Origin of the sequence: Natrinema sp. CBA1119 (genome assembly GCF_002572525.1) — an archaeon.
Lineage (GTDB): Archaea > Halobacteriota > Halobacteria > Halobacteriales > Natrialbaceae > Natrinema.
The window spans coordinates 511,155-529,308 of sequence record NZ_PDBS01000008.1; the positions used below are offsets into that span (position 1 = coordinate 511,155).

At 60.5% G+C, this 18,154-nt stretch carries 31 protein-coding genes and 1 pseudogene; 4 read left to right on the forward strand and 28 right to left on the reverse strand.

Translation table 11 applies throughout. The annotated features are described in order from the left end of the window. Positions 1-175: 175 nt before the first annotated feature. The 13 genes from CP556_RS26345 to CP556_RS24935 form a co-directional block, all read right to left on the reverse strand. Positions 176-340, reverse strand: a complete 165-nt coding sequence (locus CP556_RS26345; RefSeq protein ID WP_176548352.1) for a hypothetical protein — start codon at positions 338-340, stop codon at positions 176-178. Further along, positions 337-573, reverse strand: a complete 237-nt coding sequence (locus CP556_RS24880; RefSeq protein WP_098728219.1) for a hypothetical protein — start codon at positions 571-573, stop codon at positions 337-339. The genes CP556_RS26345 and CP556_RS24880 overlap by 4 nt, the downstream gene beginning before the upstream one ends. After that, positions 573-839 (reverse strand): hypothetical protein, encoded by a 267-nt coding sequence (locus CP556_RS24885; protein WP_098728220.1) that lies wholly within the window; start codon positions 837-839, stop codon positions 573-575. The genes CP556_RS24880 and CP556_RS24885 overlap by 1 nt, the downstream gene beginning before the upstream one ends. After that, positions 829-1,191 carry a hypothetical protein gene (locus tag CP556_RS24890; RefSeq protein WP_098728221.1) on the reverse strand — a complete coding sequence of 121 codons (363 nt, stop codon included), beginning with the start codon at positions 1,189-1,191 and terminating at the stop codon, positions 829-831. Before CP556_RS24890 ends, CP556_RS24885 begins: the two co-directional genes overlap by 11 nt. Beyond that, complete coding sequence (locus tag CP556_RS24895; protein WP_098728222.1) at positions 1,188-1,661, reverse strand: hypothetical protein; 474 nt, start codon at positions 1,659-1,661, stop codon at positions 1,188-1,190. The genes CP556_RS24890 and CP556_RS24895 overlap by 4 nt, the downstream gene beginning before the upstream one ends. Then, the gene (locus tag CP556_RS24900) at positions 1,658-2,065 is read right to left on the reverse strand and encodes a hypothetical protein (RefSeq protein ID WP_098728223.1); all 408 of its coding nucleotides are present in this window, start codon (positions 2,063-2,065) and stop codon (positions 1,658-1,660) included. The genes CP556_RS24895 and CP556_RS24900 overlap by 4 nt, the downstream gene beginning before the upstream one ends. Next, positions 2,058-2,249, reverse strand: coding sequence for a hypothetical protein (locus CP556_RS24905; protein ID WP_141551768.1), 192 nt, complete (start codon positions 2,247-2,249; stop codon positions 2,058-2,060). The genes CP556_RS24900 and CP556_RS24905 overlap by 8 nt, the downstream gene beginning before the upstream one ends. Beyond that, positions 2,249-2,674, reverse strand: coding sequence for a hypothetical protein (locus CP556_RS24910; protein ID WP_098728225.1), 426 nt, complete (start codon positions 2,672-2,674; stop codon positions 2,249-2,251). Before CP556_RS24910 ends, CP556_RS24905 begins: the two co-directional genes overlap by 1 nt. Further along, positions 2,674-3,438 carry a beta clamp domain-containing protein gene (locus CP556_RS24915; RefSeq protein WP_098728226.1) on the reverse strand — a complete coding sequence of 255 codons (765 nt, stop codon included), beginning with the start codon at positions 3,436-3,438 and terminating at the stop codon, positions 2,674-2,676. The genes CP556_RS24910 and CP556_RS24915 overlap by 1 nt, the downstream gene beginning before the upstream one ends. A gap of 87 nt (positions 3,439-3,525) precedes the next feature. Further along, on the reverse strand, positions 3,526-3,927 hold the full coding sequence (locus CP556_RS24920) for a hypothetical protein (protein ID WP_098728227.1): 402 nt from the start codon (positions 3,925-3,927) through the stop codon (positions 3,526-3,528). Further along, a complete protein-coding gene (locus CP556_RS24925; RefSeq protein ID WP_141551769.1) occupies positions 3,927-4,283 on the reverse strand; it encodes a hypothetical protein in 357 nt (118 codons plus the stop codon). Before CP556_RS24925 ends, CP556_RS24920 begins: the two co-directional genes overlap by 1 nt. A gap of 14 nt (positions 4,284-4,297) precedes the next feature. After that, positions 4,298-4,690: a hypothetical protein gene (locus tag CP556_RS24930; RefSeq protein WP_098728229.1), complete on the reverse strand. Its 393-nt coding sequence runs from the start codon at positions 4,688-4,690 to the stop codon at positions 4,298-4,300. After that, a complete protein-coding gene (locus CP556_RS24935) occupies positions 4,690-4,965 on the reverse strand; it encodes a helix-turn-helix transcriptional regulator (protein ID WP_098728230.1) in 276 nt (91 codons plus the stop codon). Before CP556_RS24935 ends, CP556_RS24930 begins: the two co-directional genes overlap by 1 nt. 338 nt (positions 4,966-5,303) lie before the next feature. On the opposite strand from CP556_RS24935, the gene CP556_RS24940 reads away from it, so the two are divergent. Beyond that, positions 5,304-5,522, forward strand: coding sequence for a hypothetical protein (locus CP556_RS24940; protein ID WP_098728231.1), 219 nt, complete (start codon positions 5,304-5,306; stop codon positions 5,520-5,522). A gap of 692 nt (positions 5,523-6,214) precedes the next feature. Here CP556_RS24940 and CP556_RS24945 read toward each other — a convergent pair. From CP556_RS24945 to CP556_RS25015, 15 genes and pseudogenes are all read right to left on the reverse strand, one after another. Further along, positions 6,215-6,439 (reverse strand): DUF7511 domain-containing protein, encoded by a 225-nt coding sequence (locus tag CP556_RS24945; RefSeq protein WP_098728232.1) that lies wholly within the window; start codon positions 6,437-6,439, stop codon positions 6,215-6,217. Continuing rightward, the gene (locus CP556_RS24950; protein WP_098728233.1) at positions 6,436-7,029 is read right to left on the reverse strand and encodes a DnaJ domain-containing protein; all 594 of its coding nucleotides are present in this window, start codon (positions 7,027-7,029) and stop codon (positions 6,436-6,438) included. Before CP556_RS24950 ends, CP556_RS24945 begins: the two co-directional genes overlap by 4 nt. Continuing rightward, positions 7,026-7,511, reverse strand: coding sequence for a hypothetical protein (locus tag CP556_RS24955; RefSeq protein WP_255291605.1), 486 nt, complete (start codon positions 7,509-7,511; stop codon positions 7,026-7,028). The genes CP556_RS24950 and CP556_RS24955 overlap by 4 nt, the downstream gene beginning before the upstream one ends. Beyond that, positions 7,511-8,284: a beta clamp domain-containing protein gene (locus CP556_RS24960; RefSeq protein ID WP_098728234.1), complete on the reverse strand. Its 774-nt coding sequence runs from the start codon at positions 8,282-8,284 to the stop codon at positions 7,511-7,513. The genes CP556_RS24955 and CP556_RS24960 overlap by 1 nt, the downstream gene beginning before the upstream one ends. A gap of 198 nt (positions 8,285-8,482) precedes the next feature. Further along, on the reverse strand, positions 8,483-8,971 hold the full coding sequence (locus tag CP556_RS24965; protein ID WP_098728288.1) for a hypothetical protein: 489 nt from the start codon (positions 8,969-8,971) through the stop codon (positions 8,483-8,485). A 29-nt stretch (positions 8,972-9,000) separates the two neighbouring features. After that, complete coding sequence (locus tag CP556_RS24970) at positions 9,001-9,249, reverse strand: helix-turn-helix domain-containing protein (RefSeq protein WP_098728235.1); 249 nt, start codon at positions 9,247-9,249, stop codon at positions 9,001-9,003. Beyond that, a complete protein-coding gene (locus CP556_RS24975; protein WP_098728236.1) occupies positions 9,246-9,476 on the reverse strand; it encodes a hypothetical protein in 231 nt (76 codons plus the stop codon). Before CP556_RS24975 ends, CP556_RS24970 begins: the two co-directional genes overlap by 4 nt. After that, positions 9,473-9,733 carry a hypothetical protein gene (locus CP556_RS24980; protein ID WP_098728237.1) on the reverse strand — a complete coding sequence of 87 codons (261 nt, stop codon included), beginning with the start codon at positions 9,731-9,733 and terminating at the stop codon, positions 9,473-9,475. The genes CP556_RS24975 and CP556_RS24980 overlap by 4 nt, the downstream gene beginning before the upstream one ends. Then, positions 9,726-11,476, reverse strand: a pseudogene (locus tag CP556_RS24985) (DNA cytosine methyltransferase). Before CP556_RS24985 ends, CP556_RS24980 begins: the two are co-directional and overlap by 8 nt. Beyond that, the gene (locus CP556_RS27120; protein WP_098728238.1) at positions 11,473-11,685 is read right to left on the reverse strand and encodes a DUF7563 family protein; all 213 of its coding nucleotides are present in this window, start codon (positions 11,683-11,685) and stop codon (positions 11,473-11,475) included. Before CP556_RS27120 ends, CP556_RS24985 begins: the two are co-directional and overlap by 4 nt. A 91-nt stretch (positions 11,686-11,776) precedes the next feature. Beyond that, positions 11,777-12,961 carry a hypothetical protein gene (locus tag CP556_RS26350; protein WP_176548353.1) on the reverse strand — a complete coding sequence of 395 codons (1,185 nt, stop codon included), beginning with the start codon at positions 12,959-12,961 and terminating at the stop codon, positions 11,777-11,779. After that, positions 12,961-13,308 carry a DUF5658 family protein gene (locus tag CP556_RS25000; protein ID WP_255291608.1) on the reverse strand — a complete coding sequence of 116 codons (348 nt, stop codon included), beginning with the start codon at positions 13,306-13,308 and terminating at the stop codon, positions 12,961-12,963. Before CP556_RS25000 ends, CP556_RS26350 begins: the two co-directional genes overlap by 1 nt. Continuing rightward, positions 13,305-14,738 carry a hypothetical protein gene (locus tag CP556_RS26355; RefSeq protein ID WP_176548354.1) on the reverse strand — a complete coding sequence of 478 codons (1,434 nt, stop codon included), beginning with the start codon at positions 14,736-14,738 and terminating at the stop codon, positions 13,305-13,307. Before CP556_RS26355 ends, CP556_RS25000 begins: the two co-directional genes overlap by 4 nt. Further along, positions 14,738-15,394: a DUF8129 domain-containing protein gene (locus tag CP556_RS25010; protein ID WP_098728240.1), complete on the reverse strand. Its 657-nt coding sequence runs from the start codon at positions 15,392-15,394 to the stop codon at positions 14,738-14,740. Before CP556_RS25010 ends, CP556_RS26355 begins: the two co-directional genes overlap by 1 nt. Next, positions 15,391-15,576: a hypothetical protein gene (locus CP556_RS25015; protein ID WP_098728241.1), complete on the reverse strand. Its 186-nt coding sequence runs from the start codon at positions 15,574-15,576 to the stop codon at positions 15,391-15,393. Before CP556_RS25015 ends, CP556_RS25010 begins: the two co-directional genes overlap by 4 nt. Positions 15,577-15,784: 208 nt before the next feature. Between CP556_RS25015 and CP556_RS25020 the strand changes: the two genes are divergently transcribed. The 3 genes from CP556_RS25020 to CP556_RS25030 all read left to right on the forward strand — a co-directional run bounded on the left by CP556_RS25020 (position 15,785) and on the right by CP556_RS25030 (position 18,040). After that, complete coding sequence (locus CP556_RS25020) at positions 15,785-16,015, forward strand: helix-turn-helix domain-containing protein (protein WP_098728242.1); 231 nt, start codon at positions 15,785-15,787, stop codon at positions 16,013-16,015. A gap of 60 nt (positions 16,016-16,075) precedes the next feature. Continuing rightward, entirely contained in the window at positions 16,076-16,591 is a 516-nt protein-coding gene (locus tag CP556_RS25025) for a hypothetical protein (RefSeq protein ID WP_098728243.1), read from the forward strand. A 324-nt stretch (positions 16,592-16,915) separates the two neighbouring features. Then, positions 16,916-18,040: a histidine kinase gene (locus CP556_RS25030; protein WP_141551771.1), complete on the forward strand. Its 1,125-nt coding sequence runs from the start codon at positions 16,916-16,918 to the stop codon at positions 18,038-18,040. Positions 18,041-18,154: the final 114 nt, after the last annotated feature.

An 18,154-nucleotide genomic window follows, 5' to 3' on the forward strand; every position in this document is an offset into this window, starting at 1 on the left:
CGGAGTATCCGGGCCACGAAGTACTTATACGGGGTCGTGATACGCAAACATGTCGCGTGACCCACGCGACGGTTCGATCATCATCCCGTCCGGCGGTAGTCGTTGCCAGACGCTCTCGCCGGGCTGGGGGCTATTCGTGTTCTAGTGGAGACACCGCGTTTCGAGTGAAAATCAGTTAGTCGTCGAAGTAGCCCATCCAGTGGTCGTCACAGTCGACGTGGGCCGTTCCCTCTCGAGTCGACTCAACGGCATGGCCCGGCGCGAAGTACGCGCCACAGCCGACGCATGGCCGCGAGCCCTGCCCGGCGTGCCAGCGGCGGTAGGTGCCGGTGTTACTCATGCGTCCTCCGTTTCGAACAGCCGGTCGTCGAACTCCCCATCCGGTGGGTGGCTCGCCGTAACCGGCTGGTCGGCGTCGATCGCCGCGTTGAGCGAGACCAGACAGTAGGGATGCCGGAGTACCGACCAGCCCTCGCGGTCGAATACGATCTCGATATCGTCCGGGTGGGCTTGACACTCCGGGCAGTAGAGATTCGTGTACTGGCCGTCGGGGATGGTTTCAGGATTGACCATTAGACGCCCACCACTATCGATACGCCTTGTCTGAGGAGTACCGCAAGGCCCATGAGCGCCGTTACCGCGCCCAACAGGAACGCAACCAGGAACATCGGCTCGAGGAGCGGCCCCATGTAGGTCAGGATGTTTCCGACCGGCGTTCCCTCGAGACCGCCCCCGTAAGCCAGTCGGTGCGAGAGTGTCGACAAGACGACTAACGTCAGCCCCGCTGCGAGGCACAGAACTCCGATCGGGTCGTACCCGGTCGTTTCGTTACTCCCCACTGTCGCTCACCTCCCGAAACGTCAGTCGCTTTCGCGCCCCGAACGACACGCTCTCGAGTCGCCAGCCAGCTCGTCGCATGAGTGTGAGGAGGTCGTTCGTCGCGGTGTCGCACTGCCACGTCGGGTCGACACACCCGATATCGATTGTCGTCGGTCGCCAGTCCTCGTCGGTGCCGTCGACATGCACATGGAGTCCGCCGAGCGAACACAGCATATTCACGAGTTCCTGGCGCGTCGGGTCGTCGTTCGCGGCTTCCAGTGCTTGCTCGAGGGTCGACGGTGCGGGCTTCCAAAAGAACAGTTTCGTGTCCGGGTCGGTTTGGTGGACCGATCGGTCGCTACGCGAGGTCATGACTCAGCCCTCTCGAGCGGGTACTGTGCCAGTTCACGCGCGGCCTTCCGGGCCAGCGTCTCACCGATTCCGGGCGCAGTCTCGAGCATATCCGAGCGCGCGGTTGCGATCCGCTCGAAGTCGCCGAAGGTGTAGGCGAGCGCCCACAACCGGGCGTCCGAGAACTGCGAGGTGTCACGGAACGGCCCACTGACGAGTTGGTTGAACGGCCGCTGGTCGGTCGTATCGACGTGTTCGATACCGACCGTCTGGACGTGCTCGCGCACTCGATCGGCGTCTTTCGCGTTCCCTCCAGTCCAGGTATCCGGGCCGTGGGCCGTGTGGTAGACACACCGAATCTCGTCGTTCCGCGTGTAGTAGATGAACGTGGTGCCACTCGGTCGAAGTACCAGCGCGTCGGCGTGGGGATTGAATCCGAGCACGTTCACGTCGGCGGCGATCGACGTGAGCGTATCGCCAGCGTCGGTCATTGTTCACCCCTTGCGTCGGGGTGAATCGGTCCCATGGCATCGAACTTCTCGAGGAAATCCGAGCGTCGCATGTAGTTGCCAGCGCCTTCCGCGTCTCGGTACTCGCGAGCGATAACGACGTGCTCGTAGCAGCCCACGGCGTCCTCGAAGCGGCCGATCACAGCGTCGGAAACCTTCTCGAGATTGAGGAATCGGACCACCTTCTCGTCGGATCGGTCGTCGTTTTCGTCGAAGACGTCGCCCCACGTCTTGTCGGGAAGGTCAGTGATGACGACCCACGACCAGTCGTCGACCAGATACTCACACACCGTTCCCATCGTTGCGCCGTTCTCGAGCATCGAGTAGCCTCGAGCACGTTCCTCGTGTGCGGGATCGACGCCGTTGGCGTGGTCGGATTTACTCATCGGCGACCACCCGAATATCGCTCGTGCCGTCTTTCGACTTGATCGACTGTTCGATCATTTCGGCCTTGTCTTGCGTCTCGACAGTCAACGACCGACAGGCGAACCCGGCGAAGTTGAACTCGACAGCGTAGCCGGTGCTCGCGTGGCCGAACTCGCGGGCCGGCGAGCGATCCATGCCCACCATTACGAATCGGCCTCCTGCTCGCCGCGGTCGGCACCCGGAAGCCACGCTTCGCGCCACGTCACGCGGGCCGATCCGCCACGACGGGAACAGGTATCGCATTCCCATTCGGTCTCGTCGGTCGTTCGGAGCGTGCCGTCACACCGGTCGCCGTACTTGTCGCACGGGTCGCCGTCGGCTGGCGTCGTTCGGAACCACTCAAGACAGCCCTCGCTACACGAACGCCGATCGTTTACTGATTCGACGTGGCCCTCGCAGTCGGGGCGCGGACAGTCGTCACCGATATCGGGCAGCTCGTCGGTGCCGATCTCTCGGTCGCCGATCTCCGTGACGACGGTCCCAAGTGCCGGGTCGTCGACCGCCCGGAACTCGCCGGTAGACGTTTTGAAGAACGTGCCGGGCTCGAGTTCGGTGTCGTCGGTCGACATTACGAATCGGCCTCCTCAAGATTCGGTGCGAGTGTGAACCACATGTGTTCGGTCTCGACTCGCAGCGGGTAGTTGTCCCCGAACCGGAGCGTGACCTCTGCGCGTGGCGAGAGCCCCGCTGCGATATCGGTCAGATAGTCACACGAGTAGCAGGCGGCCGCGTCCGGGCCGTCGACGGTCGCGGTGCCGTCGAGATCGAACGTGTACCAGTCGCCGTCTACTCGCGTCGCCACGTCCACCCAGTCGTCGGTCGTCGACAGTCGGACGGGCTGGCTCGAGGGACCGGCCACGCCGCCGACCGCGGCCTTGAACCGGCTGGCCGGGGCTGTGACCGTCGTCGGGTACTCGAACTCGTCCGGCTCGCCCATCTCTCGGAGAGAGTGTGGGTCCGCGAGCGGGACGTGGTTGCCGCCCGATCCCGCCGTGACAAGGAACTCGTCCTCTCCGTCCCGAAGCGTGAGTTTCTGTGTCTTGGGATTGTCGATACCGATGATACCGCGGTCGAAGTCGTCGTGCTCGACGGCGATCGTGACCGCCTCGTGGTCGGTTTCGTATTCGACCGGGATGGACACGCCACCCGCGAGGACGTTCGCCGCGTCCACGATTTCCGCCTCGATCGCGTCGGCTTCGAAGTGGAGTTCGTAGGCGTTGACGAACTGTCCGAGCGTGCCGACCGCGCGTGTAAGTCGGTCCGTGTCGGCGACCGCCTCGAGTCGGTACTGGTACATCTCGAGTCCGCGCGAGAGGGGTTTGGTGGTGCTCATAGGTGGATTTCCTCCATGTGTTCGTGGTGTTTTTCGGGCGTGGCACTCGTCTCGTCGCAGAGCACGCAGTCGATGGATTCGGACAGTTCACGCCTCACGGATCGACACCTCGTCTGTTTGGTCGCGGTGTTTGTAGAACGTGAACCGGTAGCCGCCGTCGGTCCACCACCACTCGCTATCGGCGACGCTCGAGCCCGACCCCATGCTCGTCTTCTTGACGAACCGGACGCCGTCGATCGTGAACGTCCACGGGAGCTTCTTGCCCGCGGCGAGTTTCTGTCCGAGATTCGGGACCGTGCTCTCATCGACTTCGAACCGGTCCTCTCCCGCGTACTTGGCGGCGATCTCGCGTTGGGCGTCCGTGAGTCCGGGTTCCATCGCACGGTCGTATTCCTCTGTTCCGGGTTCGGCGTCGCCGTCGACCACCGCAAAGAGGTTCGCGAGCGCGTGTCCGAGCGTGTCGCCTTCGATAGTTTCCGATTCGGACATTACGAATCAGCCTCCGCGTCGTCCAGCACGGTGAGGAATCCGACATACTCTGACTGCGTGAATTGGCCGCGGTCCAGTTCCGGCACAGAGTGGTGGCCGATTTTGATCCGGTATTCAGTGCCGTTCCCTTTCAGGAAGATCGTATCCTCATAGGCCATTTCAAGGAGGGTAGTATCCTCCTTGGGAACGACTGTGAGTGGTCGAACGCGGTCGTTGATCCGAACCGAATCACCCGCGGATAGCTGCGACGCTTTTTCTGTGACCGCTTTTCGCTGGTCGAACGTGAGTAGGTCTTTGACGTTCTCGACCCCGGTGTAGTCGATGTCTGGAGCGGTCTTTTCGTCGTCGGGGGCCATGGTTTCGGTCGGCATTACGCTGGCACCTCCACGTCCTCGAGCCGGTCGTGATCGATACCGTAGATCCGCACGTCGGCGTCCCTGAGAATCGTGTCTTTCGTCCGCTGGTAGTCCTCTACGTCTTGGTCGGGGTCGACCGACTCGACACGCGGCTCGGCGTCGCCAGCCGGGACGTACACCTCGTAGCTCCAGTTGAACTCCCTCCCGCCCGCGTACAGTATGAGCGTTCCACGGCCGTTTTCTTCGACGCGGTGGGGTTCGCCGAGGATTTCCGAGTGTCCGCGTTCGTCGCCGCCCCACACTTCGATTCCGCCGTCGATCTCCGCCATGATCGGGAGTCGGTCGGCGAGATCGGCGTCGCGGTCGTACTCGTCTGGCAACCATTCAGGGTCGTCGGAGTCGGACATTACGCGCTCACCCCGTCGAACCGCTCGCGTTCCCATTGTTGTTGGTGCGCCATTGCCGACTCGGCGCGGTCGGTCACGCGGTACTCGTTGGTCCGCTTGTCGCGTTCGCGTTTCGTGACGAGTCCCATGTCGACCAACGTGTCGAGATTTGGATACAGCCGCCCGTGATTGACCTCGGTGCCGTAGTAGTCCTCGAGTTCTTCGCGGATTTTCGTTCCCTTGACTGGTTCAGCGGCGGCGATCACGTAGAGTGCATTCCACCGAAATTCGGTCATCTCTCGCACCGTCTGTTGTGGCGTCGTGTCAGCTTGTACTATATTTCAAACTACCTGACTATCAACTATAAACGTTCCCCCGACAGGCGTCTTTTCCATTCTGTAGAAATAGTATATTGAGTGTGCCCTCAGAAGAACATGAATTCTCCGTAGGCGATAACCGGGCGAGAGACTATCGGTTTGTCCACCGAACGGACTGTATGGCCGATGAAACGCTCACCACAGCGGAGATCGAGAAACTCCAGGCTTTGCTCGAGGCGAATCAGCGAGTCGGTGCGAAACTATCCCCCGAAAACGGGCGCGATAACGGCTAAGGTACTGGCGTCCGAGTGGTACTTATGTCCACGGTACAAGCGATACGAACACTGAAAGACGACGCTGTTACAATCGTTCAACTGACGCTGGCGGCGTTTTTCTTTCTCTCGTTTATCGGGTGGGCACACATGGTGATCCGTTCGTACTACTACCTCGAAGACCTCTACCACTACCCCGGACTGCTGTTGCTCCTTGCTGCGGAGGCCGTGGCGATCTGGTTGCTTGCCTACCTATACGGGTGAAAGGGGTGTCAGAGAGGCTCTGTTGAAACCCTTAGAACATGATGGGGTGGTCACCCTCTGGGGTAAGTACAGGTCATATACTGATCGAATAGGATTTTCCATCCAGAAATAATATATAACAGTAAAATAATACCTAGGTGGTGACTTCAAGTCGTCGCAGGTTTTTGCTTGGAACCGGTGCGACGATTGCACTACTTTCCGGCTGTAGTCGTCTTTCCAACGTCCTCTCTGATCCTCGTACGCTATATTTCGTGGTTTACAATAATACGTCAGAGGCCAACATTTTTCACTTCGCTACTGAGACGAAACAAGGACTTGAGGACTGGGTATCGTTGAGGGCAGATGCAAATGAAGATAATAAGTCCGTGGTAGATATCTCCGATCTCAATGAAATAATCGCTGTCCATGGATTTGTCGATGACGTTCCCTTGCGAACTACCGAGATTGATTCCACGGAAAAGTGTCTTATCGTGACGATTGTGTACGACCGATTAGATGAAAAGCCGTGGATATCCTGGAATGGATCTAACGGTTGTTAATACTATCAGTTGCGTATAAACTGTCTTTTTATTACCTTTAGTTTCGTCTGAGAAGCATCGTTCCGTTCGCACATATAGCGAGTATGCGTTTCGCACAAAAACACATATGAAGAATAGGATTTTAACATAGCCATCGGAGAGAAAGAACCGCCGTTATCGCCAGTCGGCCAGCGCCACGAACGACTCGCCACTCGCCGAGATCCACGCTTGCTCTGCCAGTTCGCCACTCGCATCGAAGATTGCCAGTTCGTCCGGCCAGTCGTCATTCTCAATTTGGACGCGTGAAATGGCGTCCCGGCGCTGGTTTGCGTGCGGACTCTCGAGGTCCGACGGCGAGACGTAGTCGAACGGGTCGGATTCAGATTCCGATTCGCTCATGCCGTCACCTGCTCGAGCAGCGTCTCTTTCGCTCGCTTCAATCGGAGGAACTCCGCTTCGCTCCCGCCGTTATCGGGATGGGCGACGAGCGCCTGTCGCCGGAACGTCTGCGTGATTTCCTCCGGTCCCGCGTTCGGATCGACGCCGAGTACGACGTGGGCCGGTGGCTCGGCTTCGACGGCGATCTCGTCGTCGGCGGGCGGTAACTTCGCGTTCGCGAACTCGCTTTCGCCCGTGGTGACCGGTCTAGATTCCATCTTCCGTTTCTCTTGGACGTAGAGGTATAGCGACCGGATATTGTCCCGTAGGCGCGTGTAGGCGTCACACGCAGCGGCGTACTGGTCGCCGTCCATCGTCCAGCGCACGACCGCGCTCGGATCGTCCGGGTTCGCGTTCGCGTAGGGATAGTTCTCGTTTCGTTTCTGGTGCTCGGCAGCCGTCTCGAGTCGCCAGTCGTCGGCCCCGACGCGCTCGAGTTCATCGGCGAGGTCGTCGATCGACTCGCGGAGGGTGGCCTCGAAGCGGTTGTTTGGGGTTCGGTCCTGTGGATCGGTTCGGGGGAACTGTGGGGGCCAGTTGATCGAAGTCATTCGCTCTCACCACCGTCGTAGGCGTCCCACGCGTCGGACAGTTCAGTCAGCCACTTGCGTTGGTTCTCGGTCAGTCCGTGGCATTCGACCTGTTCCGCGCCGTAGGTGTCCGGTTTACGCTGGAGGAACTCCCGGCGGTTCTTCTCGAGCAGTTGCAGCGCCAGATAGTACACCGGACCGTCGTACAACTCGTCGAATCGGTCGGCGTGCTCGCTGGTTATCTCGCGGGGCATCGCCCGCCCGTGGCCGTCGCGACGGGTGGCGATCGCCCGTTCAACGCGGGAGATTGCCCGCGTCGTCTCCATGAGTGTCGTGCACAGTTCCGAGTGGGCGAATCGGAGCGACCCGTTAGGGGCCGCGTTCGATTCGATGCCCGCGAGTCGTGAGACGGCTTTCGCCGCACTTTCGTTCACCTCCGCGACGCGGTTCTGTGCGTACTCGAGGTCCTGTCGGTCGTCGGTCGTGGATTCGGATTCGTTCATCAGTCCATCAACCTCGGAGCCTGAATGTAGCGCAGTCCATCACGCTCGAGTTCAAGCGGCTGTTCCGGGCCGAACCGAACGGTGTACTCGCCGGTCGGCCACATCCCGCTCGCGATATCTCGGAGGTAGTCGGCGCTGTAGACCTGCGGATCGCCGAGTCCCACGTCGGGGACCGTGATTTTCCACTCGTATTCCCACTCGCCGTTCTCGTCGTCGGCTTCGAGTAGGATTGTTTCAGCGCCCGGCGTCAATCGGACGAGCGAGTCGGCAGCGCTGGCCATACCGAACAGCGCACCGCGGATCTTCGGGGCCGGAACCTGCGTATCGTAGTCGAACTCGCGGTCAGGCCACTCCTCGAGCGTGTCACGGTCCCGCGGCGCGAAAGCGTCCATTTTCTGTTGGCCTTCCGTCGTGTGGCTGAGTTTCGCCGCCGGGCCGTCTTCGGAACTCGCGGAGTGGTGGACCGACAGCGTGTACGTCGGATTCCCGCCGGGGTAGTAGCCCGGCCAGTTCCCCTCGAGTTTGTGCAACGGGAGTCCGACCGACAGTTCGCCGTCGGTCTCTTGGACGCACTCTCGGTTGGCTTCGACCGCGACGACCTTCGCCGGATCAAAGGTCGCAGACCGAACCCCGTCGGGGCCGATCTCGAGAACGGCGTCGTCGGAGATCGGTTCCACCGCGGTCACAACGTCCGCGAACGGCGGTGCGCTAACGGTTGCTTCAAAGTCCCATGCCTGATTCTCTGCAAATTCGTAGGTGTGTGCGTAGCTCATCGGTCTGGATTCTCGCTGTCTTCGAGCTGTGGAATCGCGTCGCGAACGTCGCCGTCGGTCGCCTGTTCCGAGTCGGGGATTAGTCGCGTCATTGCTCGCCCTCACAGTCGAGTCGGAGGTGTTTGGCCTGCTTGCTCGCCGAAATTGGTTCACCACAGACGATACACGGTTTCTCGTCCTTGTGGCGCGTTTTCGAACTCACGCTTTCTCGCCCTCGTTGAACGCATCCGGCAGCGGGTCGCCCACGTCGCCGGGCGACGCCTCCGAGAGAAACGCCGCCATACCCGATTTGCCGTCGGTTGGGTCCCGAACGCCGAGTTCGTTCAGATTCGTTCTGGTTACCTCGTATCCCACGTCGTCGCCGAGTAAATCCGATATCTCGCCGATCGACAGGTCCCGCTCGTCGAACAAGTGTGCGAGTCGGTCGGCGTCGCGCCACCACTTCGCCGGGTAGCGGAACACGCTCGTCTGTTCCGTCGTCTCCCGCGAGTCGATCGGGATCTCCGGTCGGTCGGGTTCCTCGGGAACGCTTCCCCCGAAGTCCGCGAGCGTTCGTGTCTCGGTCTCGGCAGGGTCGTTCGTCGTGAGGTACTCGGGGTCGTGCTCGCGGTCGAACGCGGGCCACTGGAAGGTGTTTGTCGGGAGTGTCGGTTGCGTCTCGGTCGTCGGTCGGGTTGTGGTTGCCATTTGCGGCTCTTTCGAGTGGTTCTGAATGCTCATTTGTCGATACCTGGCGAGATTTCGTAGCGGACGATTCGGCCGTCCGCGTCGTCTGTGACCTGTCGAACGCGGCCGTGGTCGTCGAGCGCTCGGAGCACGCGAGCGATCTGTGAGTCCGAGAGGTTCGTCTCGTCCGTGAGTTCCTGGCGCGTCGGGGGCTCGTCGGAACGGGCGATCGCCCGGAACACGGCGTTGTACTTCCGGTCGCGTTCGCGCGTGAGGATCGGGCTCTGTTGGTGGCTCATTGGTCCGGCCCTCCGAACAGTTCGACCAGTTCCTCGAGCGCTTCGAGGCCACACTCATCGCAGAAGTCGCCTGCCTCGCCCGTGAGCATCCCGTAGGCGTCGGTCGGAATGTCGTCGAGTATGAAGTCGTAGAGACGGACGTTCTCGGTGTCCACCGCCATCTCAACGAACTTGTACTCCGAGAGGCAGAACTCGCCACAGCCGTCGCACTTGAACGCGTCCGTCACTGCCCGTCACCTCCAGAGACCGGGCGCTGTTCGTCCAGCGGCGTCCCACGAGATTCGACGCGCACGAGTGCGCCGTGGACCGTTTCCACGTCCTCGGCGAGTCGGTAGATGCCCTCGAGTCGCGGGTAGTGCTCGCAGTAGTAGTGCAACTCCGCGTGGACGGGCTCGCCGTCTCGGATGTCGATCTCGCCGCCCTGGAATCGGAGACAGTCAGCGGAGCGGTGGTGTTCGCACACGAGGGTCGTGTGGTCAGTCATCGCTCTCGATCACCTCCGAGTACGCCGGGACCTCCGCATCGGGATCGGCCGAGACACCGCCGCCGAAAGTCGACAGGCTCGGCGTCTCGTCGACCAGTAGGTGCCGACACAGCGCGCGGGCGAGGGTCACCGGCACCGCGTTCCCGATCTGTTCGGTGACGTCTGTTTTCGTGTCGCCGGCCAGCTCGTAGTCGGCCGGGAAGCCCTGTGCTTGCTTGAGTTCGTCCGGCTCGAGCATCCGGTAGCGCACGTCGAGCCCGTAGGGGAACACCTCGGGCACACAGAGTGCGAATCGGTCTTTCGTCGGGACCGTCGGGAGTGGGTCGTCGATATCGTTCGGCGTCGCCTTCCCGTAGTACTCGACGAGGAACGGTTCCACGATCGGGTTCGAAATCGCGAACGCGCCGCCTTTCTCGGTCGCGATCGTCGGCAGCACATCGCTCGTCGGGTCGCGCAGCGCCCCGCCATGTGAGTAGTGAATCAGCGTCGGCGTGACGAGGTGGCCGTCGTGGTTGCTCGCCGTCACCGTATGCAGCGGGCGCGAGTCGGGTTCGTACAGCGCGTTCGAATGCAGGTCCCCACGCGAGCCGTTACGCGGTTTGATGAGTGGCGTCGCTTCCGCGGTCGCCATGGAGATCGCCCCTTTCGTCGCGACGGTCGGGAGTGGCGTGTCAGTGGCCGCCGGAACGCCGCCGGACTGTTGGCGAAGGCAGAACGTCTCGGGCGTCGTGAGCGCCGTCCGCCCGGAACACGGACGAGGAACGGTTGGTCGACGGCGTCGGCGACCAGCGCCGCGTGTTCGGCCGGAACGATGGTCTCCCGAAGCTCGCGGAGTTCGTCTTTGCCGATTTCGGCGAGCGCGTCGGCCAGCGGCTCGAGGTGGTCCGCGCAGTGCCGGCGAAGTCCTTCGGCGATTCGTTCCATCGTGTTCTCCGAGAGCGGCTGCACGCGCGGGTTCTCGAGGTCGCGTGTCCAGAGTGAATCACCGAGGTCCGACCAGTCGATGATATCCGCCGCGGTTCGGCGGTCGGCTTTCTCCGGGTCGTCGTCGACGTGCGTCGGATCGGGCGCGGTCGGGCGGTGGTCCTTCGAACCCGCGATGAACAGGCGCTTTCGGGACTGTGCCTCGCCGTAGTCCGCCGCGTTCAGGACCGCGCCGTAGTCCTCGTCTGCGTCGTCGTACAGCACCGAGTAGCCAAGCGCCTCGAGCATCCCAACCCAGCGCTGGAAGATCGAGCCGTCGAGCGTTGATTTGCCGTCGACGATCGGCCCCCACTTGCGGAACTCGGGGACGTTCTCGAGGAGGATGTGGTCGGGCTGGAGGTGTTCGATCCAGTGGAGCACGTGCCAGCCGCTCGCGCGTTTTTGCTCTTTGACCGGCTTGCCGCCGCGTGCTCGCGAGTGATGGGTGCAACTGGGGCCGCCCACCAGGAGATCAACGTCGCCCGGTGAGACGACGTCCGGCGGGTGGAGTTCTTCGATTTTCGCGTGGTAGTGTTCGGCCCACGGGTGGTTCTGCTCGTGGGTGGCGATCGCCGGTTCCCAGTGATTGACCGCGTGGAGTTCGACGTTCTCGGCGAGCCACCAGTGAACGCGCTCGTTTCTTGGCGTGATCTGGCCGTGCTCGAGGCCGGTCTCGCGAGCGATCGTATCCGACTGCGTGTCGATGATCGCCTTGACGAGTCCCGTCGAGAGGCCGCCAGCGCCTGCGAACAGGTCGACGGCGACGAATCGGTCGTTCATCGGTCCGGCGCACCTCCCGAATCGGCGTTACTCGCCTCGCGGTGTAGTTCGCGGTTCGTCGCGCAGCCGGGACAGGCATGGACCACGTCCCGATTATCACCGGATATGCGCGCAAACCGTCTCGAAACCTGATTCCCGCAGTTTTGACACCGCGGGGCCGATGAATCCGTGGTCGTGGTCGGCGTCCACTGTGCCGGATCGGTGCTCATCGCAGATCGCCCCCGTAGACCGTCGCGATGACCGCAAGCCCGAGTCGGCGGGCGGCTTGGTGTGAGCAGGTGGGGAGTCGGGTCAGGCGGATCATTGGTGGGCCTCCGTGGTCGAGTCCGTGCTGTCTCTATCGGCCCTACAATCCGGGCAGCCAGTGCATCTATCGCACCTGATGATTGCTCCGCACTCGGAGCACTTCCCCATAAGATTCCCGTGCGAGTGTCCAGGCCGTTCGGTGCCGTTCGGGGACTGACCGCCGTCGGCGCGAACCGCACGCCCCACGATCTCGTCCGCGCGGCCCCACTGTTCGTGACAGTCCGCACAGAACAGACACTCGCCTTCGTCGGTCGTCTCGTAGCGCTCGAGGGTGACCGATCGGTCGCTCTGTCCACAGTAGAAACACCGGTCGGCGTCGGTGAACACGTCCTGTTCGGCCGCGTCCTGCCAAACCGTCGTGTCGCTCGGTCCCCACTGGTAGGCCTCGCTGACCGGGAGTAGCGTCACCGGCTTTCCGGCGAGCCACTGTTCGACCGCATTGGGCTCGAGAGTCGTGCCGCCGACGTACCGCGAGAGCCGATGCTCGCCGCCGTAGTCGGCCGCTCGCCACTCGCCGTCGGTGTAACGGACCCAGCGCCAGCCGTGTACGTTGCCCTCTGCACAGACGCCGGGATTCTCGCGGAGGTAGTCCATGAGGTCGCGGGCGATTGATTCGTGGGTGGGTTCGGGTTCATCGAACGAAAGGCCAGTCGTGGCTTGCCACTCCGGTTCGTCTTCGCCCCCATCGGTCGCGACTTCCCGCTCGTCCTCGTCCGGTTCGCCGACGTAGCAGGCGATACTCGCGTTTTCCGGGTCGCCGGCCCACACGTTCAGACAGTCGTCGCAGTCGTAGTAGCCGGCGCGTTCTTCGCGGAACGTCGATCCGCCACAGACCGGGCAGCCCTCGTTCTTGAGGTCGACGCCGTCGTACTCTGGCGGGACGGGCGTTCCGGCGTGGTCGACGGGCTGATCGTCCGTCTCGAGTGTTGGGAACGCCACGTCGTCGGGATCGATCCCCGCCGTCTCGAGGTCCGCGGCGTCGGCGTTCGCGAGCGTCTCATTCACCGCGCTGGAGTGCCCGGAGTCGTCCCGCGTCTCGCCGTCTCGGAGTTCCACACGCGAGCCGTCGGCGTCGTAGGCCCGCGACGTGGTCCCGTATTTCTGTTCGGCCGCACACTGCTGGCAGATCCCCGAATCGGTCTGATTCGGACAGCCGGATTCGGCGCACTCGGTCGACATTACGCGAGCACCCCGATTTGGGCGAGTGCGTACATATTGATCGCCGCCGCGCCGAACCACGGGACGGCCAGACACACCGGGATGATCGATCGGTGGTCGCGCTCGAGGAGCGGTCGCACGGCGAGCCCGACGCCCACCGCGCCGGCTTTCATCGCCAGGAATCCGCTGAGTCCGTGTGCGAGCGCCCCGCGTGCGAGTGGATTCGATTCGACGAGGCCCGCTTCGAGGCCGACCTGCGTGGTGAGCGCGTCGGCGGCGGTCGCCACCGCGACGAGTGCCCAGAGGCCGTGTTCGCGGGTTAATTGTGGGACCGGGATCTCGAGGGTGACCGTTCTGGTTCGGATCATTGGATCGAGCCCTCCGAGTGGTCAGTTTCCGTTACTTGTAAGAAATATAAATATAAAGGGATATAATGATACGGTAACACATGCCCCATTATCGGCGGTTTATAACCGTGAGTGATAGAGTAATGGGATGCCCTGGCAGTCCACTGCGTGCGACATCCAAGGACGTCTCTGACAAGACCCAGGGAAACAGGTACTCTTCCCCTGGCGTATCTGTGAGACGGTTTCAAACCGTCTTTTCTGACATCAAACTGCCTGCTTGTCTGCACAGTGCCATCGCTCGAGTTATCGAGATCATTCGTTCGGACCCCTCGAGAAGTAGCCGGCTGGAGTGTCCGATGCAGACGCTGGAATATAGCGGTCAATAGATGAATGGAGACAACATGGTGTCTCCTAGTTCGATTTAAGCCAGAATTGGTCCATCTGTCACCTGTACCGATGACTGCATTGCAAGACCGTCCGACAACTGTCGCTATTTGTGAAGATTGTGGGGATCCAATAGCTTCGCGGGAACTACCAGATGGAGTATTTCTCCCAATCGGAACTGGGAAGGAATGCCCTTGTGGCTGTACCGATTTTCGTCGGTTTGGTTGATCAGTGCCACCCATCGACACCCCGCCGTCGGTCACGAGTTCGTGGTCTTCGACAGGCGCGGTCGTGACGGTCTCGCTCTCGCCCGTTTCCACTTCGACCTCGCGGAGTTGGTGTTCGGTCGTCGTCTTCCAATGGACGTAGTTCGTCCCGCAGCCGAGACAGACGATCGCCTCGCGGTTCTGGTACTGGAGATCGCCCTCGCAGTCCGGGCAGGTCGTGGCCGTGCCGTCCTCGAAGACGGTGACACCGCCGTCGGCTCGAAGCTCGTCGTCTTCGAACACCTCCGGATAGTACGCCGGATTCCACCGTTCCATCGGGTGCTCGGTGACGTGGTGCTCTTCGATGTGCGCCTGTGCGATCTCGTCGTCGCAGTGGACGCACTCGACTGACGGGACGGCTTCGAAGTAGACCGTTGGGTCTTCCCCATCCAGATCTTGCGGGTAGTAGCCGTAGTGACCCTCTCCGGAAACGTCGCCCTCGCACGTCGCTCCGATGAGTCGGACCCGGACGGGCGTTCCATCGGGCAGGTAGACGATCGGTGCGCTGTCGGTGTCGCTCATCGACTGACCGCCGTCGGCCATCACCCGCTTCGGTTCCTCCTCGGTTTCGAGAGGTCGGTAGCCCCGGCGCTGTTTCCCGTCGTCGAATCCCCACGTCGGTTCGATTTTGTCGCGTTTGGCGAGTCGGCGGAGGTATTCGGCCGCCGTCGACGCGGAGATCGGGAGGCCCGCGGCCACCGCTTCGGGGGCGACCGCGCCGCCGCCGAGCGTGTTGCCGTTTTCCTGGCACTCAGCGACGCGGGCGATGAGTTCCTCGTTCGTGACTTGTCGCTCGGGCATTACGAATCGGCCCCGTTACTCGCGGCCAGCGTCGGCGCTCGCTTGTCGATCGATTCGACCGCCACCGGATCGGTGTCGTTGATCGGACGCGACGCGACCTCGCCGAGTGTCAGCGGGATCGGCTCTGCCGTGCGCTCGTCGTCCTCGTCGTCGAAGGATCGGCAGAGGAACGGCTCGTCGGCCGCTGGTTGGGACGGGAAGATGAACTCCGTTCCGTCGGCGCGCTCGAGTTCGAGTACCTGTCCGGCCTCGAGTCCGCGCACGTCCGGGTGGACGTCGTCGGGTTCGTCGGACCCCTTCGGTTCGGGTGCGGGTTCTGACTGGTTCGATTCGGTGACGGTGCCGCCGTCCGTTGCGGTGGCCGGCGTGGTCTCGGGTTCGGGAATCGGTTCGGTTCCGGCCAGCTCGCGCTCGCGTTTATCGAGATGTGCCATTACCTCGCGGCGACCCCAGTTCTCGGCTTCGATTCGCTGCCACGCTTTGATGTGCGCGAGGTCGTCGAGATCTTTGATGCGTGCGTGAGCCAGCGCGAGCGGGTGGTCGTCGTGTGGGTCGTTCTGGTCGACTGCGAGATATCTGGCAGGATCTTCGCCGAACTCGGCTTTGACCTCGGGGTAGGTCGGCCGGTCAGAGGTTCCGGCGTGACGACCGTTCATTGGCGGGCGGCCTCCTCTATAAGCTGGTCGTAGTTTCGGTCGTAGCCCGCGGTCGCCTCGAGATCGACGTTGATTCCGTCCGGCGTTCCGATGACGAGTGGCTGACGGGTGGTCTGTGTACTGTTCTCCGACTGCGATTCAGTCCGACTAGATTTAAGTCGGTCTGGCTGTAATCTGCTCATGGTTCGTTATTCACTTCCCAGTGGAACACGGACCACCCGCGCCATGCCCAAACATGGCGTTTCTGCGAGACTGTCAATTTCCGTGAGTGGTTCGTGCTGAATAGTACATAGGACTGGTAGTACTTAGGTTTTGTCCATGGTGCATCTGACCACAGGCCATAGGTCAGTTGCACCACTTTTTATATACCCACCCACCGTATCCAGCCTTGTGTCTCCCGATCGCCGACGCAACGAGGACAACGGCCAATACGAATCAAAGCATTCCTCGAATCGCTATCTCGACGCTGTTCGACGCCTCGAGCCGACGACGACCGGCGAGGTCGCGAACGAACTCGAGTGTCACCGGAACACCGCCCGTCGGAATCTGAACGACCTCGCCGACGCGGGCAAATTGAAAAAGACGAAACGGAGCGGAGCGTTCCTCTGGCAGACGATTTGAGTTTACTTTCACTCTGGTGGGGACACGTTTATAGTGGTGTCTGTTGTAGGACCTATCATAATGAGTGCGCAGTCAGAGTCCGCGACAAACAGCGATTCCGGCGGTGATACCGAGCGATTATCGCGACGGGAGCGTATTGAACGTCGCCAGCGTGATATATCCGACGGGATTACCGACCTCGAGAACGACGCGGTAAACGAACAGGTCGAACAGCTTGTGGGCTTGCTCCGGCAGATGGATACTGAGTTGAAGCGACTCGAGGCCCGCAACCGGCAGTTGACCACGCGGCTCAAGAAGGTCGAAGCGGTCAACGGCCTCTCCGGTGGCGAGATCGATCTCGGCGATGTTTCGGCTACAGACCACCGAGACGAGAAGGTCGTCAAGGCGATCGTCGCCGACGGCGTGAATTTGGTGAGTCTCGACGACCTACGCGAGCTGTACCGCGGCCACACTGACGTTCGGGACCCGGAGACGTTGAAGGACCGGATCAAAACGCTCACCGCGACCGATCTGTTCGACCTCGAGTCGCAGGGGCTACACTCGAATACGTGGCGGTTCGTCGGGCTCGAAAGCTGAGAGATAACTGTTCTACTTGCTAGGTTTGATTATCCAGCTCACAGCCGAGATCGCTGATCAACATGGACTCAAAGTAAGCGATGCAATTCGCCAACTCGAATAATTTGTGTCCCCAAGGGGGCTGAGCCAAAAAATTACAGCGCTCCGCCCCCGCCTCCACACGCGGATCTCCAGTTGGAGCACATGAAACAGGGGTTAATATTCAATCAATAATACTGGTAAGATTGCTATTCTCCAAATAGAAAGCAGGATGCTGAAGCCTCCAATTACTTTCACTCCCCTTCCCTGCCGCTTATTATCACTCATTGCTTAGTCAAGCAATGAATGACCTCTGATGAGAAGTTTGATGCACTATCTCCATTTGCCGAGATGAACGGACTCTCAGAGCTCGTGGCAGCGACGAATGGATTCGAAGATCTAGCTGCCCAAACTAATGGAATCGCAGAACTGGCGACGGCAACGAACGGATTCGAAGATCTAGCTGCCCAAACTAATGGAATCGCAGAACTGGCGACGGCAACGAACGGATTCGAAGATCTGACTACTCAAACCCACGGAATCGCTGATCTGGTCACTGCAACGAATGGGTTCCAAGATTTGGCAATCCAAACTAATGGAATCGCAGAGCTGGCGGCGGCAACGAACGGATTCGAAGACTTAACTACTGAAACCCGCGGAATAGCGGATCTGGTAGCAGCGACGAATGGATTCGAAGATCTAGCTGTCCAAACTAATGGAATCGCAGAACTGGCGGCGGCAACGAATGGGTTCGAAAATCTGGCTACTCAAACCCACGGAATCGCTGATCTAGTGGCAGCGACGAATGGGTTCGAAGATTTAGCAGCCCAAACTAATGGAATCGCAGAACTGGCGGCGGCGACAAACGGATTCGAAGATCTGACTACTCCAATCCACGGAATCGCAGATCTGGTAGCAGCGACGAATAGGTTCGAAGACCTTGTTATTGCGTCCGAAGTATTTGAGGATGTTTCTGTAGATCAACATGAGATAGATAATAGAGAACAGATTGTCTTTGAAACAGCGAAGAACTTCTCCGCAGAAATCCTCAAAGACACAGATTCGAACGAGAGTGAACCAATCTATAATCATGTAGACCCTTCGGCTTTCATTTTCGAAGGTACTATTGATCCATATGGTCCGTTTCGAGACGATATACATAGGACAAAATCGCTGGCTGTTAGAGTAGTGACTGCAGCTGCGTTTGATAATGGCCGTCTTGCGAATAGTATGTCTGAGGAAGAAAAGAAAGGAATCCGTTTAGGTATTGCTATGACTGCTGGTACTTCTATTGCAACACCGCTTATTCCAGCTCTCGGTACAGCCAGTGCACTTACATTCGCGGTAGCTTTAGCAGCTTTTTTCTCAAAACAGTTAGAAGACTTCTATAACATCAAGCGTCGTCAAAGGCTTCCAGAAGAAGATCAATAGGCACAATTCTCAGGTTGGTATCTTTCACCTCCTCCCTGGTCCTCGCCTGTTCGGAGGGATCTCGCGTGATGTGGATTTATTATCCGTGGAATGAGTTTCTGGGTAGTATACACG

Excerpts from the sequence above, each read along its gene's own strand:
- CP556_RS26345 (WP_176548352.1), bottom strand. The coding sequence starts at position 340 with ATGAGTAACACCGGCACCTACCGCCGCTGGCACGCCGGGCAGGGCTCG.
- CP556_RS24880 (WP_098728219.1), bottom strand. The coding sequence starts at position 573 with ATGGTCAATCCTGAAACCATCCCCGACGGCCAGTACACGAATCTCTAC.
- CP556_RS24890 (WP_098728221.1), bottom strand. The coding sequence starts at position 1,191 with ATGACCTCGCGTAGCGACCGATCGGTCCACCAAACCGACCCGGACACG.
- CP556_RS24895 (WP_098728222.1), bottom strand. The coding sequence starts at position 1,661 with ATGACCGACGCTGGCGATACGCTCACGTCGATCGCCGCCGACGTGAAC.
- CP556_RS24900 (WP_098728223.1), bottom strand. The coding sequence starts at position 2,065 with ATGAGTAAATCCGACCACGCCAACGGCGTCGATCCCGCACACGAGGAA.
- CP556_RS24905 (WP_141551768.1), bottom strand. The coding sequence starts at position 2,249 with ATGGTGGGCATGGATCGCTCGCCGGCCCGCGAGTTCGGCCACGCGAGC.
- CP556_RS24910 (WP_098728225.1), bottom strand. The coding sequence starts at position 2,674 with ATGTCGACCGACGACACCGAACTCGAGCCCGGCACGTTCTTCAAAACG.
- CP556_RS24915 (WP_098728226.1), bottom strand. The coding sequence starts at position 3,438 with ATGAGCACCACCAAACCCCTCTCGCGCGGACTCGAGATGTACCAGTAC.
- CP556_RS24920 (WP_098728227.1), bottom strand. The coding sequence starts at position 3,927 with ATGTCCGAATCGGAAACTATCGAAGGCGACACGCTCGGACACGCGCTC.
- CP556_RS24925 (WP_141551769.1), bottom strand. The coding sequence starts at position 4,283 with ATGGCCCCCGACGACGAAAAGACCGCTCCAGACATCGACTACACCGGG.
- CP556_RS24930 (WP_098728229.1), bottom strand. The coding sequence starts at position 4,690 with ATGTCCGACTCCGACGACCCTGAATGGTTGCCAGACGAGTACGACCGC.
- CP556_RS24935 (WP_098728230.1), bottom strand. The coding sequence starts at position 4,965 with ATGACCGAATTTCGGTGGAATGCACTCTACGTGATCGCCGCCGCTGAA.
- CP556_RS24940 (WP_098728231.1), top strand. The coding sequence starts at position 5,304 with ATGTCCACGGTACAAGCGATACGAACACTGAAAGACGACGCTGTTACA.
- CP556_RS24945 (WP_098728232.1), bottom strand. The coding sequence starts at position 6,439 with ATGAGCGAATCGGAATCTGAATCCGACCCGTTCGACTACGTCTCGCCG.
- CP556_RS24950 (WP_098728233.1), bottom strand. The coding sequence starts at position 7,029 with ATGACTTCGATCAACTGGCCCCCACAGTTCCCCCGAACCGATCCACAG.
- CP556_RS24955 (WP_255291605.1), bottom strand. The coding sequence starts at position 7,511 with ATGAACGAATCCGAATCCACGACCGACGACCGACAGGACCTCGAGTAC.
- CP556_RS24960 (WP_098728234.1), bottom strand. The coding sequence starts at position 8,284 with ATGAGCTACGCACACACCTACGAATTTGCAGAGAATCAGGCATGGGAC.
- CP556_RS24965 (WP_098728288.1), bottom strand. The coding sequence starts at position 8,971 with ATGGCAACCACAACCCGACCGACGACCGAGACGCAACCGACACTCCCG.
- CP556_RS24970 (WP_098728235.1), bottom strand. The coding sequence starts at position 9,249 with ATGAGCCACCAACAGAGCCCGATCCTCACGCGCGAACGCGACCGGAAG.
- CP556_RS24980 (WP_098728237.1), bottom strand. The coding sequence starts at position 9,733 with ATGACTGACCACACGACCCTCGTGTGCGAACACCACCGCTCCGCTGAC.
- CP556_RS27120 (WP_098728238.1), bottom strand. The coding sequence starts at position 11,685 with ATGAGCACCGATCCGGCACAGTGGACGCCGACCACGACCACGGATTCA.
- CP556_RS26350 (WP_176548353.1), bottom strand. The coding sequence starts at position 12,961 with ATGTCGACCGAGTGCGCCGAATCCGGCTGTCCGAATCAGACCGATTCG.
- CP556_RS25000 (WP_255291608.1), bottom strand. The coding sequence starts at position 13,308 with ATGATCCGAACCAGAACGGTCACCCTCGAGATCCCGGTCCCACAATTA.
- CP556_RS26355 (WP_176548354.1), bottom strand. The coding sequence starts at position 14,738 with ATGCCCGAGCGACAAGTCACGAACGAGGAACTCATCGCCCGCGTCGCT.
- CP556_RS25010 (WP_098728240.1), bottom strand. The coding sequence starts at position 15,394 with ATGAACGGTCGTCACGCCGGAACCTCTGACCGGCCGACCTACCCCGAG.
- CP556_RS25015 (WP_098728241.1), bottom strand. The coding sequence starts at position 15,576 with ATGAGCAGATTACAGCCAGACCGACTTAAATCTAGTCGGACTGAATCG.
- CP556_RS25025 (WP_098728243.1), top strand. The coding sequence starts at position 16,076 with ATGAGTGCGCAGTCAGAGTCCGCGACAAACAGCGATTCCGGCGGTGAT.
- CP556_RS25030 (WP_141551771.1), top strand. The coding sequence starts at position 16,916 with ATGACCTCTGATGAGAAGTTTGATGCACTATCTCCATTTGCCGAGATG.